This is a genomic window from Nocardia sp. Tas62D01 (assembly GCF_055232035.1).
The window spans coordinates 3,064,395-3,085,771 of sequence record NZ_JBUYUZ010000001.1; the positions used below are offsets into that span (position 1 = coordinate 3,064,395).

Below are 21,377 nucleotides of genomic sequence, written 5' to 3' on the forward strand. Positions count from 1 at the left end.
CACTCACCCCCGCGCACCGGCTCGGCTCCCGCGCGGAAGTTCGGCTCCCACGCGCTAGTGGCGGGCGATTGGTGCGCGGCGCGGAAATAGGCGTGCGGCAGCAGGTTCAGCAGTCGCAGCCGCAATCGCAGCAGCTGCCGCAGTCGCAGCAATCACAGCCGTCACAGCAATCGCCGCAGTCGCAGTCCTTGATCCAGGCTTCTTTTCGCTGGCCGCTGCACGGGCTGGTGTGGTCGGCGCAGCAGGCGTAGCCGGTGCAGTAGACGCCGAGGACCAAGGCGAGCGCTTTGCCCACTCCGGGTCGTCGGGTCGGCGGGCGCTGGTTGGTGCCGAAACCGTTGGCCTGGAGTTCGTTAGCGGCGGGGGTCGTGCGGCACGCGTGTGGCAGCGCGCCGACGCCGCGGCCCAATCGGCGCAGCAGGGAGGTCAGGGGGTCGAGCAGGATCCAGCGCACGGTGGGCAGTTCGTCGAGGCGCGCCTCGGCGACCGCTTTCCGCAGCTGCGAATCGGATTGCCGGAGTAAGTCGTAGGCCTCGGGCATGGTGGTTGCTGTGGCCGCGAGCGGGTTGAAGCGGCCGCAGGTCCGGTCGTCGTCGAAGTCTTCGACGGCGTCGGCGAGATGCGCGATGCGGCCGAAATGCCTGCCCGCTTCGCGCAGCGCTTCGACGTTCTCCGGACGATCGGCCAAAACCGCTGTGTGCGCGAACAGTTCCGCCGCGCAGATCTGGGTCGGCGACGTCAGATCGTCGAGGGACACCGCGCCGAGGTCATCGGACCCGGCCTGTGGATAGCGATCGAATTCGCCTCCATCAGACCGGGAGGCGGCGATCGGGTCATCGAGAGATGCACGGCGAGTGTCGTTCTCGAATTCCAATAGCGTCGCCTGGCCGGATAGACCGCCTCCGCGCGGCCCGGCGCCACCGGTCCGGGAAACGATCGCACGTCGCTCGAGGCGCGTCTGCGAATCAATGGCGGCGACAAGCGGTTCCACGTCCAGCCCGATCAACGCGGCCTGTGTCCGCGCCCGATCCGCCCAGCGGCTCGATACCTTCGTCATCGGACGCCTGGTCAGCACCGAACCGTCGCCATCGTCGATGTGATCGCGAATCTTGGCCGATCCCAACAGCAGTGACGCGGTGGATGCCAGCAGGACACCCGGCGAGTTCGCGCTGGCGACCGAGGCCCGCTGCATGCCACGCAAGGCGCACGGGCCCGCGGCCGTCCGATCCATCGGCCCCGACAGCTGCGCTTCGGTGAGGACGCTCAGCACGATCGCGTCGGTATTGGTTGCGGCCCTTGCGAGCTGACCGTGGCCGTCGCGCAAACCGAGACACAGCCCGCACATGTGTGTGCGCCACTGCGCCGCGTCGATCCCGTACTTCTCGGCGCCGTGCGCACACGGCCTGAGCATCCCGAACAAAATTCCGCCCCATTCTCCCAGCCGCCTACTCACCGGCTGTACTTCTTGATCTCCCGAACCCTCGTGAACCGTTAACCGGAATCAGGCATCACAGAGTTCGCGCCTGCCATGCCTGTTTCCGACGGCCACTGCACGGGCGCACCGTTATCCCACTCGGCTCGCGCTTCGTGCCCCCGCACTCTGACACCCGTTGCCCGCCACGGCAAGCCGACCGATCGACCACCTCGTGGACATCCCGTGTGCGACTTCATGCGGAGTGCGCTTACCGCGCGGGTGCGGATGAACGACGCGGCGCTGGTTACTCGGCTTTCTTCCGACCGGCCAGTCCCCGCCAGGCGAGGTCGTCGAGCAGGTCGACGGCCTCCGCGACTTCGATGCGTCCGGTAGCGACACGGTCCGCGATCGCCTCACCGGCACCGATAACGGCGACCGCGACGATGTCGAAGTTGGTACCAGGCTCGGCGTGCTTGGCGCTGGACTCCAGGAGTTTGGCGGTCAGTTCGATGACGCGTTCGCGGGCGTTTTCGATCTCCGAGGCGAAGGCTTGCTGCCCGATCGCCTGCCGGTAGAGCACCTGCCAGGACTTGCGGTTGCGATCGACAAAGCCGAGGAAGCCCTCGAGCGCGGTACGGACCTGCTCATGCGGGGAGAGATGGGGATTACCCGCCGGTGCCACCGATTCGATGAACCGCAGACCCTCACGCTGGATGCAGGCGCGGAACAATTCGTCCTTGGACCCGTAGTAGAGATACAGCATCGGCTTGGATATCTTTGCCTCGGCTGCGATCGCGTCCATCGAGGTGTCGTGGAAGCCTTTGCGCGAGAACACCTCGACCGCGGCATCGAGCATCTGCTGCTCACGAACCGCTCGAGGAAGTCGCTTCGTTCCGCCCGCCATCCACTCTCCTACCGCATGGTGAAGATCTTATATTACTCTAAGGTAAGTTCGGTGGGTTGGATTCGCTCACCAATCGCCTGATATCGCGGTGATGAAATGTCACAACACGGACGCTCCGCCGACCCGGAGTCGGTCGGTCTGAGCGATCACGCCGGACGGTGCCGGTCTTGTTGTCCCCAAGGCTGGACATCCCTCCGTTCCGGACTTCTACAGGTACGTCGCCTCGGCCTCGCCTATCCGGTCCCGGATTCGCGTCCGGACGTGCGCGGTGGGTCCCGGCTTGCGCCGGGACAACCGAGTGGGGTGGGACGGAAGGCGGTTCACCAACCGGCCGGACGAGTTGAGCCGCAGGTCAGCAGGTCAGCGCGCCCTTGTAGCGTGCGATGCGCAGCACGGATGCATCGACCCGGGTGGTGGGCAGGCGACCGCTCGATACCGCCTGTTCGAGACGATCGAGCACCTGCGGCACGGCATCCGTGGTTATCCACAGGGCGCTGTCAGCACCGGCGATCAGTGCCGCCTCGACGGCGTCCTCGATGCTCATCCGGCTGGTGATGGCGGCCATGCCACCGAGATCGTCGGTGAAGATGATGCCTTGGAAGGGCGCGGCGCCGTATCCGGTGCCATCCCGCAGCAGCGACATGGCCTGGGGGCTGATGCTGGCGGGCACGCCCGGCGTGGTGAGGCCGGGCACGTCGAGATGTCCGACCATGACGCCGGCGCCGGAGTTGATCAGGTTGCGGAACGGGACGAGGTCGACGGTCTGCAGCTGATCCAGCGGCGGAGTATGGACCGCGCCGGTGTGCGAATCGCCGGATCCGGAGCCGTGGCCGGGGAAATGCTTCATCACCGTGCCGACGCCGACCTCACGCATCGCGCGGATGTAGGCGTCCGCATAGCGGGTCACCACCGCGGGATCGTCGGAGAACGAACGGTCGCCGATGACGGAGTCGTCGGGCTGGCTGCTCACGTCGACGTCGGGGGCGAAATCCACTGTGACGCCAAGGTCTTTCAGCGCCCTACCCCTGGTCAGCGTGGCGTCGTGGAACTGCTCGGGTGTCATGGTCTGCGCCGTGACGCGGGCCGAGGGCACGGCGCCGATCAGGCCCTTGACCCGGGAGACCCGGCCGCCCTCCTCATCGATGGTCACCATCAGCGCGACCTTGGCCGCCGCCTTGACCTGATCGATCTGACCATTGGCCAGCAGCGCCGGATCGGTCCACCCGCCGATGAAGATGCCACCCACCTGTTCGGTGCGCACCACGTTCTCGGCGTCGGCGGCGCCGGTGACCCCGACGGTCAACAGCTGCGCCAGCTTCTGCCGCGGGGTGAACTGCGCGAGATACTCGGCCCCGCAGTCCAGCTTCGCGGGCGAAGTGGCCGGAACCGAGGACCCCGACGCGGGCGGCGAATCGGGCGTCTGGGTCCGAGAGGTCGCAGTGGTCGAGGTGTCGCCGCTGGAACAAGAGGTCGCGACGCCCGCGAGGATAGCGAGCAGGACGAGAAGCGTCTTTCGCATGATTGACCACCGTAATCGCCGCGCCCGGCGATGGCACGCCTGGGTGTGGGACCACCTCGAGGCCGCGACTGGTTTGCCCTGATCAGCTGGGTTTGCCGTGATCATCCGCGGGCATGTCGAACATTGGACCGAGGGTGGCGGCCCATCAGTTGGGGATATGGGGTTCGAGAGGAAGGTGCGGCAATCATGGCTCCCAAGTTCGAGCTCTTCAAAGACGAGGACGGGAAGTTCCGCTTCCGGCTGAAGGCGGACGACGGCGAGATCGTCGTCGCAAGTCAGGGCTACGCGAGCAAGGCGGCGGCCACGGCCGGCATCGAATCGGTTATGAAGAACGCGCCCGTCGCCGCAGTCGACGACCAGACCTGATCGCTCGGTAGACAGCGACCGGAGCACACCGCCGCAGGCAACGGCGTCGGTATCGCGCAGCGGTCCACTCGCGGTAGGGATTTCGATACCGCGGCGTCCCGGGGCGCAGGCGTCGACGAGATTGCGGTAGACGAGCCGTTCGGCCGTGTCGGACGACCGCACCGCCTGCGGCACGGGGAGAGCGCTCGAACATGCCCATGGCGTAGCCCGATTCGAGTCGCTGCCCGAACTCGAAAAACAGCAGCGCTCCCGGGTCGTTTCCGCGCGCGGCGACACGGCAACCCGGGCTGGCCGGGAGTAGCCTGATTGCGTAGTCGTGTGACTCCCAGCAGGAGGTCATCGTGCCGTGCGATCTGATGCTCATTGCTTACGACGGTTCCGAGAACGCCAAGCGGGCCATCGAATACGCGGGCCGGTTCCTCGCGGCGAACCGAGCCGTTGTGCTGACCGCTTGGGAGCCGATGGTGCGCCAAGCCGCCCGACTGTCCGGCCTGTCCGGCGTGATGCAGCCGGAGTGGGTGCCCGACGAGGAGATCGAGGACGTCGCCTACGTCGATGCCCGCAATATCAATACCGAGGGTGTCCGGCTGGCTAAACTCGCCGGTCTCAATGCCGAGGCGCGCACCTCCGAATGCACGACGACGATATGGAACGCCATCGTCGAATGCGCCGACGACCTCGATGTCGACATCATCGTGGCGGGCACCCGTGGCGCCACCGGCATCCGCGCCCTCCTGCACAGCAGCGTCGCCGACGCCGTCCTCAAGCACTGCCACCGCCCCGTCCTCATGGTGCCGCCCGGCAAGGAACCCACCCGCTAGCTCGACGAGCGGCCCATGGTTGTGCGCGCTTCCCGACGTTTGCCGCAGCCATGTACCACTCGGCGGGAGCTGTGAGATTTGGGTTGCTCGAGGGGTGGGGCGGGTGGGGCGGGGCTAGGGTCGAGGGGTATGAGCGGATTCTTGCTTGCCCGGCCCGGTGGCGTCGTTCGTGCATCCGGTATCCGGAACGCGTTCGACGAGGCGCCGCGGGCGGTGGCGGCATTGCGCGACGGGACGGCGGATTTGATCGTCGGTGCGTTGCCGTTCGATCCGCGTCGGCCTGCCGCACTGAGTGCGCCTGAACAGGCACAACACACTTCGGGACCATGGCGGCCCGCCGCGCTGCCGGAGCTGCCTCGGGTGTCGGCGGTCGCCGAGATACCCAGTCCGGCAGAGCATGTCGCGCGGGTGACGAAGCTGATCGAGCAGTTGCAGGATCCGCAGCAGCAACTGCGCAAGGTCGTGGCCGCCAGATCGGTGCTGGCCGAGGCGGACAGCGTGCTGGATCCGGAGCTCGTCGCGGGACATCTGCAGACCAGGCATCCGAACGCGAATGTCTTCGCGGTCGACCTGACGCCCGCGGGCCGCCCCGGAGCGACGCTGGTCGGCGCCACGCCGGAGGTGCTGGTCGCGCGACACGGTGACACCGTGACGCTGCGCCCGCTGGCGGGCACCGTGGCGCGCCTCGCCGATCCAGACGCCGATGCCGCGCAGGCCCGAGAGCTGTTGGCCAGCACCAAAAATCTCGACGAGCACGCCTTCGTCATCGAATGGATCCGAGAGATCCTCGGCCCCGTCTGCGCGGAGCTGAACATCCCGGACGGCCCCGAACTGATCAGCACCCACGAGGTCTGGCACCTCGCCACCCCCATTACCGGCCGACTGCGCGATCCCGCGACATCCGCACTCGACCTGGCACTGCTACTGCACCCCACCCCCGCGGTCTGCGGCACACCCACCGACCTCGCCCTCGACACCATCACCCACCTCGAGGAAGACCGCGGCTTCTACGGCGGCGCGGTCGGCTGGTGCGACGCGCAAGGCGACGGCGAATGGATAGTAGCGATCCGCTGCGCCGAACTCTCCGCCGACGGCCACTCCGTCCGTGCCTTCGCGGGCGGTGGCATAGTCGCCGCCTCCGACCCGCACGCCGAACTCGACGAAACCACCGCCAAACTGCGCACCCTGCTAGGTAGCCTGCAGTGCGCGATCCCGGAACACCGAGGTGATTGCGCGCAACAGGCGGGCTGAACGAACGTGGAGCGCAGGCTTGCTGCTAGGTTGGCCCAGAATGTGCCTGCATCAATGTATTGGAGTGCCGCGATGAAGTTTGCTGTCCCTGGTGTTGCAAGTGCGGTCGCCGGCGCCGTGCTGGGCACGATCGCGGTGTTGATCATCACGGTGGCGGTGCAGCAGAACTCGCGCCCGGAAATCCAACGCAGCGGTGACTCCGACTCCTCGCTGCTCAACAACGTTGAGTACGGCAGCCGCTGACCGCCGCTTCACCTGCCGACTCGCTCGGTTCTTCCGGCGCGGCGCTGAGTCAGCGCAGCGGCTCGTCGCCGAGTCTGCCCAGCGCTGCCCGGCTGGGCAGACGCTGGTTCGTCTGGACCGTGGTCGCGGCGTTGCTGCTCACGTTTCTGCAGGCGCCCGGGCAGACGGTCGCCGACACCAAATACGACCTAGCGCAGAATCCCCTGGGTTTCCTCGAACGCGCCGCGCACCTGTGGAGCAGTCAGGCCCCCATGGGCCAGGTGCAGAACCAGGCATACGGCTACTTTTTCCCACACGGCGCGTTCTTCTCCGCCGGGCATGTACTCGGCCTGCCCGCCTGGGCGACCCAGCGGATCTGGTGGGCGCTGCTCCTGCTCGCCGGGTTCTGGGGCATCGTCGCGCTCTGCGAGACGCTCGACATCGGCAGCCGTGGGTCGCGCATCATCGCGGCCGTCGCGTTCGCGCTGTCGCCTCGGGTGTTGACCACGCTCGGTTCGATCTCCTCGGAGACGCTGCCGATGGTGCTGGCGCCGTGGGTGCTGCTCGCGCCCGCCGCGCTCGGCACCGCCTATCGGAACCGAAAGCGCGGTGGTGCGGCCTCGCCCGCCGGTAGCGCGCTCGCGCTCGCGCTGATGGGGTCGGTCAATGCGGTGGCGACCGTCGCGGCGTTTTTGCCCGCACTGCTGTGGTGGGCTTCTTACCGACCGAACCGGACCTGGTGGCGGTTCACCAGAGCCTGGATTCCGATGCTCGTGCTCGCCACCTTCTGGTGGGCGGTGCCATTGCTGCTGCTGGGCAAGGTGAGCCCGCCGTTCCTGGACTACATCGAGTCCTCGGGCGTGACCACGCAATGGGCGTCCCTGGGCGAGGTGCTGCGCGGCACCGACAGCTGGACACCGTTCGTATCGCCGGAACGGATCGCGGGCGCTGTGCTGGTGACCCAGCCCGCGGCGGTGCTGGCCACCGGCCTCCTCGCCGCGGCGGGCATGGCGGGGCTGGCTATGCGGTCCATGCCGTGCCGAGGGCGGCTCGCTCTAATCCTGCTCGTCGGACTGGTCGGGATCTGCGCCGGGTACGTCGGGGAATTGAGCGGGCCGTTCGCGGAGACGGTGCGAACCTTCCTGGATTCCGGCGGCGCGCCGCTGCGCAATGTGCACAAGCTGGAACCGCTGATCCGAATCCCGTTGGTACTCGGTCTCGCCCATCTGCTGACCAGGGTGCCGCTGCCCGCCTCGGTACCGATGCCGGTGTGGCGCAGCTCATTCGCCCACCCCGAACGCGATCGGTCGGTGGCGCTGGCAGCGTTGATCCTCACTGCGCTGGTGTTGTCCACGTCGCTGGCCTGGACCGAGAAGCTGGCGCCGCGCGGCTCATACGACAGGGTGCCCGCGTATTGGCAACAGACCGCGGACTGGTTGGCGCACAACGCCGCCGACACCCGTGCACTCGTCGTACCCGGAGCGCCGTTCGGCAGCCAGATCTGGGGACTCACCCGGGACGAACCGTTGCAGGCGCTGGCGAGCACGCCATGGGCGGTGCGCGACGCGGTGCCGTTGAACCCGCCCGGCACGATCCGCGCGATGGATTCGGTGCAGCGTTTGATCGCCGACGGCAGGCCATCGACCGGACTCGCGGCGACACTGATCGGTCAGGGCATCGGAATCCTGGTGTTGCGCAATGATCTCGACCCGGAGACGTCGCGCTCGACCCGACCGATGCTGGCGCACCAGGCTCTGAACGGCTCGCCCGGGCTGGCGAAGGTGGCCGAGTTCGGCAATCCCATCCAGACGGCCGTCATCTCCGAGGGCCTGGTCGCCGATGGTGATCTGCGGCCCGCGTATCCAGCGATCGAGATCTATCGAGTGCAGGCTCCTTCGCCGGGAACACCTGCCGAGGTGCGCAGCGGGCGCGGCGCACCGACGTCGTTTCCCGGGGCATACACCGCGCCACTGGGCGCGGTTCCGGTTGTACAGGGCGGGCCCGAGGTGCTCGAGCGGCTGCGCCGCGACGGAACACCCGATACGCCAGCGCTTCTCGCGACCGACGCGGCCAGAGCGGGTTTGCCGATCGGTCCGGTGACGGTCACCGACACCCCGATGGACCGGGAAGCCGATTTCGGTCGGGTCGACAACCACAATTCCGCACTACGCGCCCCTTCCGACGCTCGCCGCACCCACAACCTGGTGCCCGACTATCCGGTACCCGGCGCGGGCCTGGTGCGTGGTGAATGGTCGGGCGCGACGATCACCGCATCCAGCTCCGCCGCCGACGCCACCCAGCTCGGCGGCGCCGCACCGGGCAGTTCTACCGCGGCCGTGGTCGATGGCGATCCATCGACCGCCTGGATCAGCAACGGCACCGAACACGCACTGGGACAGTGGCTTCGGCTCGATCTCGACCATCCGATCACCTCCGGACTGCTGCGGCTTTCCACCAGCGCCGCCGCCATCGGCGACCCGGTGAAGTGGGTGGAGGTGGACACCGCGAACGGCAGCGTCTCCGCGCGGATTTCCAAACCCGGTGCACCGGTGACGATCTCGCTGCCCGCAGGACGGACCGACTGGCTGACGATCACCGCCATCCGTTCCGAGAGTGGCACGCGCGGTGGGCAATTCGGCATCAGCGAACTCACTCTGGACGACTACAGCGTCCGCGACAAACCAGTGCGGGTAGATATCCGGCATCGGACCGTATTGCCGCCCACCCCGCCGGGTGCGCAGGTCGGCGCCTGGGATCTGGGGCAGGAATTCCCCGGTCGCAGCGCCTGTTTCGATGCGCCGGACCGGGTGCGGTGCAGCAAGGGGCTCGCGCTGGCGCCCGAGGAGCCCGGCACCTTCGAACGCACACTGTCGGTACCTCAACCCGTCACGGTCACCCCTGCGCTAACCGTCCGCACCCGTCAGGGTCCCGCGCTGGAGGCGCTGCTCAGCGATCACTCGCGGCCGGTGGCGCGAGGCCAAGGCGATGTCGGTGACCTGCGCGGTTCCGCGTTCGCCGCGACCGACGGCGATCCACGCACCAGCTGGAGCGCCCCGGAGGACTCGGTACGGAATCCGACAGGCGGCAAGCCGACCCTGACCCTCGAACTGCCCGAGCCCGCGCTGGTGACCGGACTGGAGATCACCCCGTCGCTCGGCGGACTACCCGCCGCGCCCACCTCGGTGGCGGTGAACCTCGGCGACGGCCCGCAGGTACGCGACCTCGACGAGCACGAGCCGGGCACTCCCATCCGAATCTCGCTGCACCCCAAGGTGACCGACCGAATCGAACTGAGTCTGTATACCTGGAAGTCAGTACTCGACCGCACCGCCCTCGGCTTCGCTGTCACCCAGCCCCCCGGCCTCGCCGAAGTCTCGGTACTCGGCCCGGACTACCCCGCACCCGCCGCCCCCGACCGCCTGATCACCATACCATGCGCAGACGGCCCCACCATCACCCTCGGCGGAGGCTACGTCCACACGACTGTCACCGCCACCGCCGACGAACTCCGTTCCGGCGCACCGATCCCCGCTCGGGCGTGCACGAATTCGGAACTACCCCAACCTGATTCCGAATCCTCCAACGAACTCACGGTCCCCCAGGGCCGAGCCGACGTAACCGTCGTCCCCACCGACGTGTTCTTCGTCGATCGCCTGCGCCTGAACCGCACCGACCTACCCGCCGCCGCCCCGTCCGATTCCGCACCGGACGTTCCTGGCCGACAACGGGCCGATCTCGGCCCCGGACCAAGCGTTCCGGACCAGCGATCGACCGAGACCAACACCGCGCCAGGCAGCCAGGACCAGCAGAACGATCTCGACAACACCGCGCACGGCCAACCGGCGCAACAGGATTCACTCCTGAGGACCCGGCTACTCGTACTGCCCCTGAGCACCAACACCGGCTGGCGGGCACACACCGCAGACGGACACGCACTAGAACCCATCGTCGTCGACGGCTGGCAGCAAGCTTGGCTTCTGCCCCCAGATGCCAAGGGCCCCATCACCATCGAGTTTCCCGCCGATCGCTGGTACCGCCTCGGCATTTTCGGCGGTCTCCTCCTCTTGATTCCTCTCGCCGTCCTAGCGATCCCTCGCCGAGCCCGCAAGCGTCGAAGCCCGACAACTGGTGGGACAGAACCCAACTCTGATGCGCCCGGCAATGGCTCCACCGCACGCACGACTGTGAGCTCGGTTGCGGCTGCAATGTGGTCGAATTCGACCTCGGAGGCCGACTCAGCCCAGGCGACACACGCCACCCCTGATCCAGCGTTGGACACCGCTACCCCTACCGCGTACGAGCGCACGTCGAGCCCCCATCGGATCACCTGGAGACGTCGCCTCCTCGGCGCACTGGGGCTTGGCGCCACAGCCACGCACACCAGCACAGCCGAGACCTCTGATGCCACACCGGTTACCTGGGGTAATCGTCTCCTCGGCGCTCTATGCCTGGCCGGTGCTGCCACGGTGATCGCCGGGCCGGTCGGAACCGCTCTTACTGTCGCGATGCTCGCCGCTACATGGTTCGCACCACGGTTCACACCGAAAGTCCTTGCGGCCCTGGCAGGTCTGGGTACCGCTGCCTCTGCAGCCGCGCTGTCGACTGGACCATGGCGAGCCCCAGGCGGGTACATGGGTGGGTCGCTGTGGGTCCAATTGCCTGCGCTGATCGCGGTGATCGCGGTGGGCGTCGCGACGCTCGCACCTGGTAAGAACAAGGCCAGATAGGTCGTACTTCGAGCGTCCGGCATCAGCGCCGCTGTTCATCGAGCAGAGTGGAGCACTGAGAGCCCTCCACCCCGGCCAGGATCCAAACGTGTGCGACGCAAGCTGCGTTGACCCGGCCCGGTCAGTGTTGTCCCCACCGCCAGTTGCGGTAACACCTGGCTACGTTGCCGTAACTCCGGCGTCGTCGTCCGCGACCTCGGCTGGGTTGTCCCCAACCCTGGCAACCTGGTCCCCAACTCCTTCGGCACCAACGCCCGCGACGCCCAGCGCTCCATCAGCTTTCGTCGCTGCCCTCGCCCGGTCACGGTTGCGGGCGAAGTGGCGGGACGGTTCTTCGACGAGGGCGTAGCTGGCGGCGGCGACGGGGAGGGTGAGGGCGATCGTGAGGGTGAGGACGTAGGCGAAATTGCCGTGGAAGGGCAGGATTCCGAAGACCGGGAAGATGACCGACAGCACCACGAGGTGCCATAGGAAGATCCCATAGGACCAGCGGCCGATGGTCGCGGCGACCCGGGATTCCAACCAGCGGTGTGGCCGGGCGGTCGGCGGGCGCAACGCCAATGGTGCGAGCAGGGCAAAGCCGATGATGGCGCCGAGACCCATTTTCGCCGCGTACTGCCAGGATTCGGCCCTGGTCAGTCCGGCGGGGCCGCCGAGATCGGTTGCGGAGAAGAGGAATGCGGCGAGCGCGATAGTCCACATGATCGGTTGATTGCCCGCGATGCGGCGCCACTTTGATAGCGAATCAGAATAGTGCACAAGTTCGGCGAGCAGCATGCCCGCCGCGAACCACGGCAGATAACCGGGCAGCCAATTATCCGAATGAATGGCATCGGGCGTCGGCACCGGAATGAAATTCCAACTCAGGCTCGCCACCGCCAGCGCGATGATCGCGGGTACCCGCCAGCGTGCCGCTCCGCCGCGCAACCACACCACCGCAATCGCCAGCAATGGCAATACTAGATAGAAGGACACCTCGACCGACAGGCTCCACATCTGCGTGAGCCCGTCGGTGAGCGTCAGCGGCACGAATACCTGCAGCAAGCCCAAGTTCGACACCCACACCCGCAGCCCGGCCGTGCCCGCCGCACTCGGCAACAGCACCAACGCCGCGCACACCACCACCCAGTACGCGGGCAGAATTCGCGCAGCACGATGCCTCAGGTAGTAGCCGACGGACGGCGCGCTACCGAGTCCGTGCGCCGCGGCGGCGTGCGGCCGCCACAGCAGAAAACCGGAGAGCGCGAAGAACACCGCGACCGCCATGTCGAACCGTCCCCAGATTCGGCCGAGCACAGGCGTGCCCGCGGCCCCGGTCTGAAACGCGACGTGGGTGAGAACGACGCCGAGCGCCGCCATTGCGCGCATGCCTTCCAACGCGGGCACGAAGGCGCGCGGCTTGTCGGGCATGGTGGTGGTCATCGGCTTCCAGTCTGCCTGTGCACTCGCCCAGGTGAGAACCCCTCGTTTCAACTTCGCGCTGAAACGGGCGATTTCCGGGCCGAATCCGCCCTCGGCACCGCATGGTACGACACCGGACTGTTAGTGTCGGGGCTCACGAGTGCCGTGGCGCGCCCGCAGTACTCGCCGGAACGACCGGTGTTCTACGACGAGGAGAGTTTGCATGGCACTGAGTGCCGGAACCAGAAAGACGGTGGCCTGCCTGCTCGTGGGTCTCGGCGCGTTGTTGATCGTCGCCGCGGTGATGATCCCGGCGTACACCGTCAGCAAACTGGCGAAAACTCCTCTCGACCTCGAGATCACCACCATCGCGACGAACCAGCCCGGCTCGGAAAGCACGGTGCTGGACTCCAAGTCGCTCACCTCGCCGGAGGGCTCGGCCAAGGTCGACACCAACGTGCCGTTGGTCTCGCAGCGCTACCTCACCGTCGAGGACCCCTCCGACGCCAACCAAATGACCATCCAGGCCGGTCAGACACTGCGGCGCATCGATAAGCAGGCCGACACCGGCCTGCTCACCGCGGTCGTCGACCGGGTCACCATCGACCGCAAGACCGGGATGCCGATCAACAAGGAGCCCAACGGCTCCATCGCGGTCGCCGTGAACAAGGACGGCGAGAGCATCGCCGACCCGGTGCAGCACACCGGTCTGCAGTACCGGTTCCCGATCGGCACCGAGAAGAAGACCTACCCGTACTTCGATATCAACGCGCGCAAGAGCTTCGACGTCAACTTCGTCGAAGAGACCGAGATCAACAACATGAAGGTCTACCACTTCCAGCAGCACGTCCCGGTGACGAACATGTGGGACGTGGTGCAGGCGCCGACCAACAAGCTGTCGCTGCCCGCCGCGAAGTGGGGAGTCGAGGGTGGTGACAGCCCGGTCACCATGACCCGGTGGTACACCAACACCCGCGACCTGTGGGTCGAGCCGAAGACCGGCACGGTGATCAAGGGTGGCGAGCAGATTCACCTGTACTACGCGCGCAGCGGCGACCAGCCGGAGGTCACCGCGCTGAAATCGAACCTCGTCTTCAACGAGAGCACCATCGAGTCGCAGATTTCGGTGGCCAAGCAGAACATCGACAAGCTGTCGCTGTATGGCCGGATCATCCCGATCGTGCTCGGCGTCCTCGGTGCGATCGCCCTGATCGTCGGCGTTATCCTCGGCATCCGTGTCGGTTCGCCCGCTACCCCGCGCGGCGGCACTCCCGCTCGGCGCAGCGGTGGCCCGGCCCCGACCGGCGCGGGCCCACAGGGCCGGGTCAACGACGCACCCACCCAACAGATCAATATCAACAAACGCCCGTGACAGCGGGCCCGCTGTCAGCACATATTTTCGAACTCGGCTCCCCTGCCTTTTCCGCCGGGGAGCCGAGTTCGTTTCCGATACAGGTGAATTCAGGGCAGCGGCGAGCCCAACGGGTAGGCCACCGGGTGTCGAGGTTGATACAGCAGCATCGTTGCGGCGCCGGGGATTTGGATGTCGATGCAGCGGCCGAAGGCGTGTTCAACGATCTCGCCCGCGAATTGCGCTCCGTGCTGGGTCAATTCGGCGATGGTTCGGTCCAGGTCATCGCACATTAGCGAAATCTCATGACGTGGTGGACCATCCGCGGGATGCACGCCGAGCTCGCTCGGGCCGGTCCCGAAAATGAGCCAGCCGTCGTGGGCATCCACATTCGGCCAGCACAAGACATCGCGGAAGAACGCGCGAGCCGCATCCGGATCCTCCGCGTAGACCAGGGTGTGCACAGCGGTGATCATGGGGTGATCGTAGGTCAGCGCGGCGGTGATCGGACGCGATGCGACCAACTGTCGCGCGGCTCAACCAGGCAAATGCTGCCGTGCCGCCCGTCCGGAGTGGTCCGCCGTGCGTAGGACTATCACGGCGACCAGCAGGGTGGTGGCGGCGGCGACGGAAGCAGCGGTGGTGATCAGGGCTGGGACAGAGCGGGCGAACGACAGCATGAGCGTGATCTCGACCGCCAGACCCAGCCAGGTCACGGCGGCGAGGGCGGTGCGGTCTACCGCTATCGCCGACAGCAAGGCGCCTTGCAGTACCGCGAGGATGGCGCCCTGCAGCGCAAAGACCCACAGCAGTCCCTCGATCGGCGCGTAATCCTTGCCGGCGAACAGCGGTGCGAGCGGTGCCGCGACCACAGCGCCGAGTACGCCAACCACCCCGACACCGGACAACACCGCGAGCGCGTCCCGGATGGCGCGCGCCGATTGCGTCGGCTGGGCCATGCGCGGATACAACACGACACCGACCGCCTGGGGGAGCCAGAAGGCGATCTTCGCGGCGATGGTGCCGAGGGCATATCGGCTCGCGTCTTCCTTGTCCAGGACGATTCGGGCGACGATCAAGTCGGCCGACGACAAGGCCATCAGTGCCGCCTGTACCTGTGCGGCCCGGAGGACGGGGAGTACGCCGACGAACGTAGAGGCTTGGTTGGCTGCATCGGTTTCGTCGGCTGCGAGTGTGCCGTCGCATGCGAGTGTGTCGTCGGCTGCGAGTGTGCCGCCGGATGCGAGTGTGCCGCCGGATGCGTCGGTGTCGTCGGCTGCGAGTGTGCCGCCGGATGCGAGTGTGCCGTCGGATGCGTCGGTGTCGTCGGATGCGAGTGTGCCGCCGGATGCGTCGGTGTCGTCGGATGCGTCGGTGTCATCGCATGGGTCGGTGTCGTCGAATGCCCGGGTCCCACCGGTACCAGAGCCATCGGATACACCGGCATCGGACCTACCGAACCCAGCGGATCCACGGACACCGGGAGCGGCAGCACCAGAAGCACCAGAAGCACCAGAAGCACCAGAAGCACCGAGATCGGATCGCACCCGCGGGACGGCTGACCCAGCAACGCACCGAGCGAAGACTGCGGCGGCAGCGATCCCGATCGCCGCCGCCCACAGCGCGGGAGCCGCGCTCCCAGCCACTGCGAGCACCGCGAGCGCAGGGGCAACCCGCACTACTCCAGCCGCACCGAGCACCACCGTCAGCGCCCGAAACCGCCTGCCGCCCTGCAGAATTCCTTGCTCACCGGAAAGTACCACCAACGCAGGCGCCGCCCCGAGCGCGCCCGCACACGCCACCACCCCCACGTTCAGCGCAACCGTCACCAACGGCACCAACACCGCCGCGACAACAGCGACAATCACCGCACACCGCCGCTGCAACCCCCGCAGCGCGGCAACACTTGCCCCCCGAACCAACTCCCTGGCCACCACGTTCTGCAACGCCAAAGCGGGCACCGCACACAGCAACTGCACCGCAAGCAAACTCGCAAACTCGCTGTACCCGGCAACCCCAAGCCACCGCCCCGCCAGCAACTGCAGCAAATACCCCGCCACATTGGCGGTCATCGCCCCCGCCGTCACCAACGTCAGATCCGCCACAACAGGAAGGCGACGGGCGTCAGGCACCGAGCCATAGTCCCACCTCACCCCCATCAACTCCGCCCCGCCCCGCCCGCACCCAGCGCCGCCCCCTCAACTCGATCAACACCACACCCATCCAGACCAATCGCGCTATCCGCCTGCGACCCACCACACCATCCACATCCCGCGCGCCGGGCTTCCAGCGCTGCGACAATCGAATCGTCACGATTTGCCAGTCCGGCCGTGGTCACCCGATCAGCGAGTACGCAGCACCATTGCGTGCGACGGACCGGATAGACAGCAAGGTGCCTCAGCGGCACGACAAGCAACGACAGGCCGCGCCCGACCGACGGCTGCGGTGGCAGGGCGGGCGGAGGGTGGCTTCGGGATCGGGACGTAGGGTCGACAAACGTGAGTGACGGCGGGCAGGCTCGGCGCGACCGATGGGTGAGGTTTGTCCCGGTCGGGTACAGCGCGGTGCTGACGCTGCTCATCGCGGGTCCACTGCTCGGGTCCGGGTATCTGCTGTTGCGCGATGCGGTGAGTACGCCGCGCTCCTATCTGACCGACTCGGCGCTCGGGCTCGGCGATGCCGCCCCGCGGGCCGTGCCGCAGGACGGGCTCCTTGCCGCGCTGTCCCCGGTCATCGATGGCGGGCTGATAGTCAAGGCGATCCTGCTCGCCGCGTTGTGGGCAGCTGGATACGGCGCTGCGGTGCTGGCGCGCGAACTGCTTCGGGTATCGCTCGGCCCGCAACTGGTCGCCACCACAGTCGCACTGTGGAATCCATATGTGGCAGAGCGTCTGCTACAAGGCCATTGGAGCCTGCTGGCCGGATACGCAGCACTGCCATGGACGGCATTGGCGGCCTACCGATTACGGGCATCTACCTCTTCCCGTAGGGCGGGCACCTGGGCCGCGTTGGCCGGATGCCTTGCTGCAGCAGGGCTTACGCCGACCGGTGCACTGTTGGCAGGCTGTACGGCTTTGGTCCTCGTCGGCCGCCGAAACATCCTCGGAACGCTGATACTCCTGCTGGTTGCATCGGCACCGTGGTTGACGGCAACGGTGCTGTCCGGCGCGGGCGCCGACACCTCGGACCCAGCCGGGATTGCCGCCTTCGCCGCCCGCGCCGAACCCGGGCTCGGCACCCTCGGCAGCCTTGCCGGACTGGGCGGAATCTGGAACTCCGACGCCGTCCCTGACTCCCGCACCACCCTGCTCGCCCTCGCCGCAACCATTCTCCTGCTGGCCCTCGTGGCAACGGGCATCCGCGCAGTCGCCGCGACCACCCGCGTCATCCCCGCCGGAACCGATACGGAGACCGCCCCTGCTGACGACACTGCCGCAAGCACCATTCCTTCACCCATCAACGCCGTCATGAGCTCCACGGCTACCGACACGATCGATCGAGCCAGACTCGATATCCGACGGAGGCTGCTCATCCTTGCCGTCGTCGCTGTCGTGCTGCCCGCGCTGGGGGCGACGGCGTCGGGTATGGATGTGATGGAGTGGCTGGTCGCTCGGGTGCCTGGGGCGGGGCTGCTGCGTGACACGCAGAAGTACGTGGCGTTGGCTATGCCTGCCTATGCGTTGTGTGCCGCAGCCGGATGTGGGGTTGTCGCCAGCCGGTTGTCCACAAGAATCGATTCCACGGTTGACTCGGTAGCGCTACAGGCTGATTCCGATCTGCCGGATGAGCGGGCGCGCACGGCCGCTACACCGATAACCGCGGGGCAGCGCAACGATGCGGCTACCCATCGACAGCGGCGTGGTGGTGCGACCACGGCCCTGATGTCGCTCACTGCAACGGTTTTCATCGCACTGCTAGTGCTGCCGCAGTTCGACCTTGCGTGGGGCGTAGGCGGTGCGGTGCGGCCGGTGCACTATCCGGTCAGCTGGCAGCGGGTCGCCGAGCGCATCGACGGACCGGGCGATGTCGCCGTTCTTCCCGGCGGGATGTTCCGCAAGTTTCCCTACAGTGGCCGGGCACCGGTGTTGGATCCCGCGCCGCGCATGCTGCCCAATGATGTCTTGCAAACCGGCCGGCTTTCGGTGGACGGCCACTCCATAGCCGGTGAGGGCAAACGGGCGCGAGAGGTGGAAAGCCTTCTACTGCAAGGTGGTTCGGCCCAGAAGCTGGCCGACCTCGGAGTCGGCTGGGTACTGGTAGAGCGCACCACTCCCGGCCCACTCGGCGAGTCCAAAACCGCCCTCGCCCAACTCGATCCGGTCTACAACGACCCCCAACTAACCCTGTACCGAGTCCCCGGCGCAACCGACCACCGCAACGATGCACAGCCAGCGCACCGCCTACTCACCTACGCCGCCCACCTCGTGTGGGCCGCACTCCTCGTAGGCGGCCTACTGATCGCAGCCCTGTCACCCCGACAACCGACGAGATAGCCACTCAACCCCAACGCGGCCGAATGCGGCGTGTCGCGGCAGTCATGTGCAGCTCTGGCCGGTTAGGGGGAGGGTGGGAGGAGGCCGGAGGTGTGGTGGCCTTGGGAGGCGGCGGAGAGGACTTGGTAGACGCCGTTTCCGGTTTGTTCCCAGGAGAATTCGTGGGCGCGGGCTCGGGCTTTTTCGCCCATGACGGTGCGGGCTTCGGGGTCGCCGAGTAGGTCGGCGACGGAGTCGGCCAGTTGCGTGACGTCGTCGACCAGGACGCCGGTGACGCCGTCGACGATGGAATCGGTGAGGCCGCGGGAGCTGCGGTAGCCGATGGTTGGTACGCCGTGTTGGGCGGCCTCGATGACGGCGAGGCCCCAGCCTTCCTTGCGGGAGGGCAGCACGTGTACCCAGGCTCGGGCGAGCAGTTCGTGCTTGCGGCGTTCATCGACGTGGCCGTGGAAGGCGACGGCGTCGGAGATGGCGAGGTCGTGAGCGGTGGTCTTCAGGTTGTCGGCCCACCAGCCGTCGCCGATCACGTCGAGGCGCAGGCCGGGGATCCGGGTTCGCAACCGCGCGACCACGGCCAATGCGTCCTCGATCTGCTTGTGCGGCACCAGCCGGGACAGCACCACGATCCGCGGGTCCGGCGTGCGCAGCGCTGCGGCGCCGGTGGGCGCGTCGGCGGGGACGGGCTCGGCGCCGTTGCGGACCACCGCGATCCGCGAACGGTCCACCCCGAGGGTGGCCAGTTCCTCGGCCGAGGGCAGCGAGACGGTCAGGTACTGGTTGCGGCGGTGGGCCCGCGGCGATAGTCGCGATTCGATCCACCAGCCGATCCGGCCGACCAGGCAACCGGCAACCGGCCACTGTTCGCGATGGCCGTGATGCACCAGCACGACGGACGGCGCCTTTGTCGCGGCGCCCGCGAAGAACGGGATGCCGTTCTGCGTGTCGATCACCGCGTCGGGTCGCACCCCGCGCAGCGGCCCGATACCGATCCTGCCGAGGGCAATGGCGGCCAACGCCCGCGGATATACGGAGTAGCGCCCGCCGGCGCGACTGATGTCGATGCCGTCGATCCGCTCACGCTTGTGCGCACCCGGGTAACGGGCGGTCCGCAGGGTCACCTTGACCCCGCGTGCGGCAAGCTGGGCACCCACCTGCTCCAGGTACCGTTCGCTGCCGCCACCCTGCGGGTGCCCGGTGTCACGCCAGCACAGCATGAGGACTTCGCGCACGGTGAAGCTTCTCTCGGTCGGTAGGTCCCGATCGGGGACGTCGGATATCGCCCAACACCCTAACCTGCGCACCCGTCCAGCAAGCCGCCACCGGCCCGGTTCTCGCACACCACCAGCAATGCAGCGCCGACACCGACCCACTGGACACCGCAATTCCCACAGGTGCCCGACACCCGAATGAGCGTTACCACGGAGAACCGTTATCGACCTGCATCCCAGCCGGGTGCCGCTCGGCACATAATTCTCGCCTCGGGCCACTGCCGATGGCAGCCCGCTCAGCACATCGGCTCAGACCATGAAACCCTCCGCCGCTCGTCAGGCAGCCAGATCGCACTCCGGGACACAACGCCAGTCGATGGCTGCCTCGATGTCGCCACGCGGCCAAATGCATGTCGCGCAGCAACCCATCGCCGGGGATGGTGGGCGGGGGCGTCGGTGAGTTGCCGGGGTTATGCGAGACTCGGCGCCGTGCTGAGAGCTGAAAGTACGCCGGTCGCGGACGCGGGGGTTGGTGCGCCGCGGTTGGGGCGGCGAGCGTTGTCCCGGTTTGCGCGGCGGGCGACGCTGCGGCGGTCGATGCGGTTGCTCGGCAGTTTTCGGTTCGAGCAGACCGATCCGGCGCTCTTCTATGGCGTTCTGGCCGCCGATAGTGCGGCGATGATCAGTGACTTCTACGCCGACATCACCGGGCGCGGGCTCGAGGGCGCGACGATTCTCGATGTGGGTGGCGGCCCTGGCTACTTTGCCGACGAGTTCGCAGGCACCGGTGCGCGGTACATCCCGGTGGAGCCGGATCCCTCGGAGATGCACGCCGCCGGGCTTTCGGTACCGGGCGCGGTGCGTGGGTCGGGGATGGCGCTGCCGTTTCGGGACGATGCGGTGGATATCTGTTTCTCGTCGAATGTCGCCGAGCATGTGCCGCAGCCGTGGGTGATGGCCGATGAGATGGTGCGGGTGACGCGCCCGGGCGGGCTGATCGTGCTGTCGTACACGGTCTGGCTCGGGCCGTTCGGCGGGCACGAGACCGGGCCGTGGCACTACCTGAGCGGGGAGTATGCCGCGCGCCGGTATCGACGCAAGCAGGGTCGGGAACCGAAGAACCGGTTCGGCGCATCGATGTTCGCCGTCACGGCCGCGGACGGATTACGTTGGGCGGCACACACTTCCGCCGATGTGCGAGTCGCCTTCCCGCGTTACCACCCGCGCTGGGCGTGGTGGCTTGTCCGGATCCCCGTGCTGCGCGAGTTTCTGGTGAGCAACCTCATGGTGGTAGCCACCAAGTCGCGCTAGGGCTGTCTTTCCAGCCAGCCCCGCCGCCAGCTGCGCCTGGCGCACGTTCCGTACGACGACTCCAGCCACGACGATTCCTGAATGGCCAGACCGACGGTCTCCAGGGTGGTGAGTGCGAGTAGGTCTGCCAGCATCCCTACGGCCGCGACCGCCTCGGCAGCCTGCATGGCCGCGGTGGCTTGCTCGATTGTCAGCGTCCGGCCCGGCAGGAAGGAGACGACCCATCCCCCCGCGCCTACGCTTTTAGCTTGATGCTCGGTCTGGTCGCTCGTCATCAGGGACCAGCCGATCACTTGCACCGCCATGACTCTAACTCCCCAATTACGCCATCGGTTCATGAATCGAGCGAGCTGATCAGTAGCAACAGCATGCTCTTCGCAGCAACAGAA

At 67.3% G+C, this 21,377-nt stretch carries 16 protein-coding genes; 8 read left to right on the forward strand and 8 right to left on the reverse strand.

Features of this window, described 5'->3' with window-relative positions:
• Positions 1-106: 106 nt before the first annotated feature.
• From ACV7NQ_RS15070 to ACV7NQ_RS15080, 3 genes are all read right to left on the reverse strand, one after another.
• Positions 107-1,420: a DUF5685 family protein gene (locus ACV7NQ_RS15070; protein ID WP_463365673.1), complete on the reverse strand. Its 1,314-nt coding sequence runs from the start codon at positions 1,418-1,420 to the stop codon at positions 107-109.
• A 298-nt stretch (positions 1,421-1,718) separates the two neighbouring features.
• On the reverse strand, positions 1,719-2,318 hold the full coding sequence (locus tag ACV7NQ_RS15075) for a TetR/AcrR family transcriptional regulator (RefSeq protein WP_463360232.1): 600 nt from the start codon (positions 2,316-2,318) through the stop codon (positions 1,719-1,721).
• A 352-nt stretch (positions 2,319-2,670) separates the two neighbouring features.
• A complete protein-coding gene (locus ACV7NQ_RS15080; protein ID WP_463360233.1) occupies positions 2,671-3,837 on the reverse strand; it encodes a glycoside hydrolase family 3 N-terminal domain-containing protein in 1,167 nt (388 codons plus the stop codon).
• Positions 3,838-4,023: 186 nt separating this feature from the next.
• On the opposite strand from ACV7NQ_RS15080, the gene ACV7NQ_RS15085 reads away from it, so the two are divergent.
• The 5 genes from ACV7NQ_RS15085 to ACV7NQ_RS15105 all read left to right on the forward strand — a co-directional run bounded on the left by ACV7NQ_RS15085 (position 4,024) and on the right by ACV7NQ_RS15105 (position 11,224).
• Complete coding sequence (locus tag ACV7NQ_RS15085) at positions 4,024-4,203, forward strand: YegP family protein (RefSeq protein WP_463360234.1); 180 nt, start codon at positions 4,024-4,026, stop codon at positions 4,201-4,203.
• Positions 4,204-4,544: 341 nt separating this feature from the next.
• Positions 4,545-5,024, forward strand: a complete 480-nt coding sequence (locus ACV7NQ_RS15090) for a universal stress protein (RefSeq protein WP_463360235.1) — start codon at positions 4,545-4,547, stop codon at positions 5,022-5,024.
• Positions 5,025-5,153: 129 nt separating this feature from the next.
• Positions 5,154-6,275 (forward strand): isochorismate synthase, encoded by a 1,122-nt coding sequence (locus ACV7NQ_RS15095; protein ID WP_463360236.1) that lies wholly within the window; start codon positions 5,154-5,156, stop codon positions 6,273-6,275.
• Between the two features lie 72 nt (positions 6,276-6,347).
• A complete protein-coding gene (locus ACV7NQ_RS15100; RefSeq protein ID WP_463360237.1) occupies positions 6,348-6,518 on the forward strand; it encodes a DUF2613 domain-containing protein in 171 nt (56 codons plus the stop codon).
• Positions 6,519-6,562: 44 nt separating this feature from the next.
• On the forward strand, positions 6,563-11,224 hold the full coding sequence (locus ACV7NQ_RS15105) for an alpha-(1->3)-arabinofuranosyltransferase (protein ID WP_463365674.1): 4,662 nt from the start codon (positions 6,563-6,565) through the stop codon (positions 11,222-11,224).
• Positions 11,225-11,383: 159 nt separating this feature from the next.
• Here ACV7NQ_RS15105 and ACV7NQ_RS15110 read toward each other — a convergent pair whose 3' ends face one another.
• Positions 11,384-12,646, reverse strand: a complete 1,263-nt coding sequence (locus ACV7NQ_RS15110; protein WP_463360238.1) for an acyltransferase family protein — start codon at positions 12,644-12,646, stop codon at positions 11,384-11,386.
• A gap of 202 nt (positions 12,647-12,848) precedes the next feature.
• Between ACV7NQ_RS15110 and ACV7NQ_RS15115 the strand changes: the two genes are divergently transcribed.
• Entirely contained in the window at positions 12,849-13,997 is a 1,149-nt protein-coding gene (locus tag ACV7NQ_RS15115) for a PorA family protein (RefSeq protein ID WP_463360239.1), read from the forward strand.
• A gap of 89 nt (positions 13,998-14,086) precedes the next feature.
• On the opposite strand, the gene ACV7NQ_RS15120 is transcribed toward ACV7NQ_RS15115, so the two are convergent.
• Positions 14,087-14,452 carry a VOC family protein gene (locus ACV7NQ_RS15120; protein ID WP_463360240.1) on the reverse strand — a complete coding sequence of 122 codons (366 nt, stop codon included), beginning with the start codon at positions 14,450-14,452 and terminating at the stop codon, positions 14,087-14,089.
• A 60-nt stretch (positions 14,453-14,512) separates the two neighbouring features.
• Positions 14,513-16,108, reverse strand: coding sequence for a polysaccharide biosynthesis protein (locus ACV7NQ_RS15125; protein ID WP_463360241.1), 1,596 nt, complete (start codon positions 16,106-16,108; stop codon positions 14,513-14,515).
• Between the two features lie 366 nt (positions 16,109-16,474).
• On the opposite strand from ACV7NQ_RS15125, the gene ACV7NQ_RS15130 reads away from it, so the two are divergent.
• On the forward strand, positions 16,475-18,469 hold the full coding sequence (locus tag ACV7NQ_RS15130; RefSeq protein ID WP_463360242.1) for a hypothetical protein: 1,995 nt from the start codon (positions 16,475-16,477) through the stop codon (positions 18,467-18,469).
• A gap of 62 nt (positions 18,470-18,531) precedes the next feature.
• On the opposite strand, the gene ACV7NQ_RS15135 is transcribed toward ACV7NQ_RS15130, so the two are convergent.
• Positions 18,532-19,698: a glycosyltransferase family 4 protein gene (locus tag ACV7NQ_RS15135; RefSeq protein WP_463360243.1), complete on the reverse strand. Its 1,167-nt coding sequence runs from the start codon at positions 19,696-19,698 to the stop codon at positions 18,532-18,534.
• Positions 19,699-20,274: 576 nt separating this feature from the next.
• Here ACV7NQ_RS15135 and ACV7NQ_RS15140 point away from each other — a divergent pair.
• Positions 20,275-20,988 carry a class I SAM-dependent methyltransferase gene (locus ACV7NQ_RS15140; RefSeq protein ID WP_463365675.1) on the forward strand — a complete coding sequence of 238 codons (714 nt, stop codon included), beginning with the start codon at positions 20,275-20,277 and terminating at the stop codon, positions 20,986-20,988.
• On the opposite strand, the gene ACV7NQ_RS15145 is transcribed toward ACV7NQ_RS15140, so the two are convergent.
• Positions 20,985-21,293, reverse strand: coding sequence for a hypothetical protein (locus ACV7NQ_RS15145; protein WP_463360244.1), 309 nt, complete (start codon positions 21,291-21,293; stop codon positions 20,985-20,987). The genes ACV7NQ_RS15140 and ACV7NQ_RS15145 overlap by 4 nt on opposite strands.
• Positions 21,294-21,377: the final 84 nt, after the last annotated feature.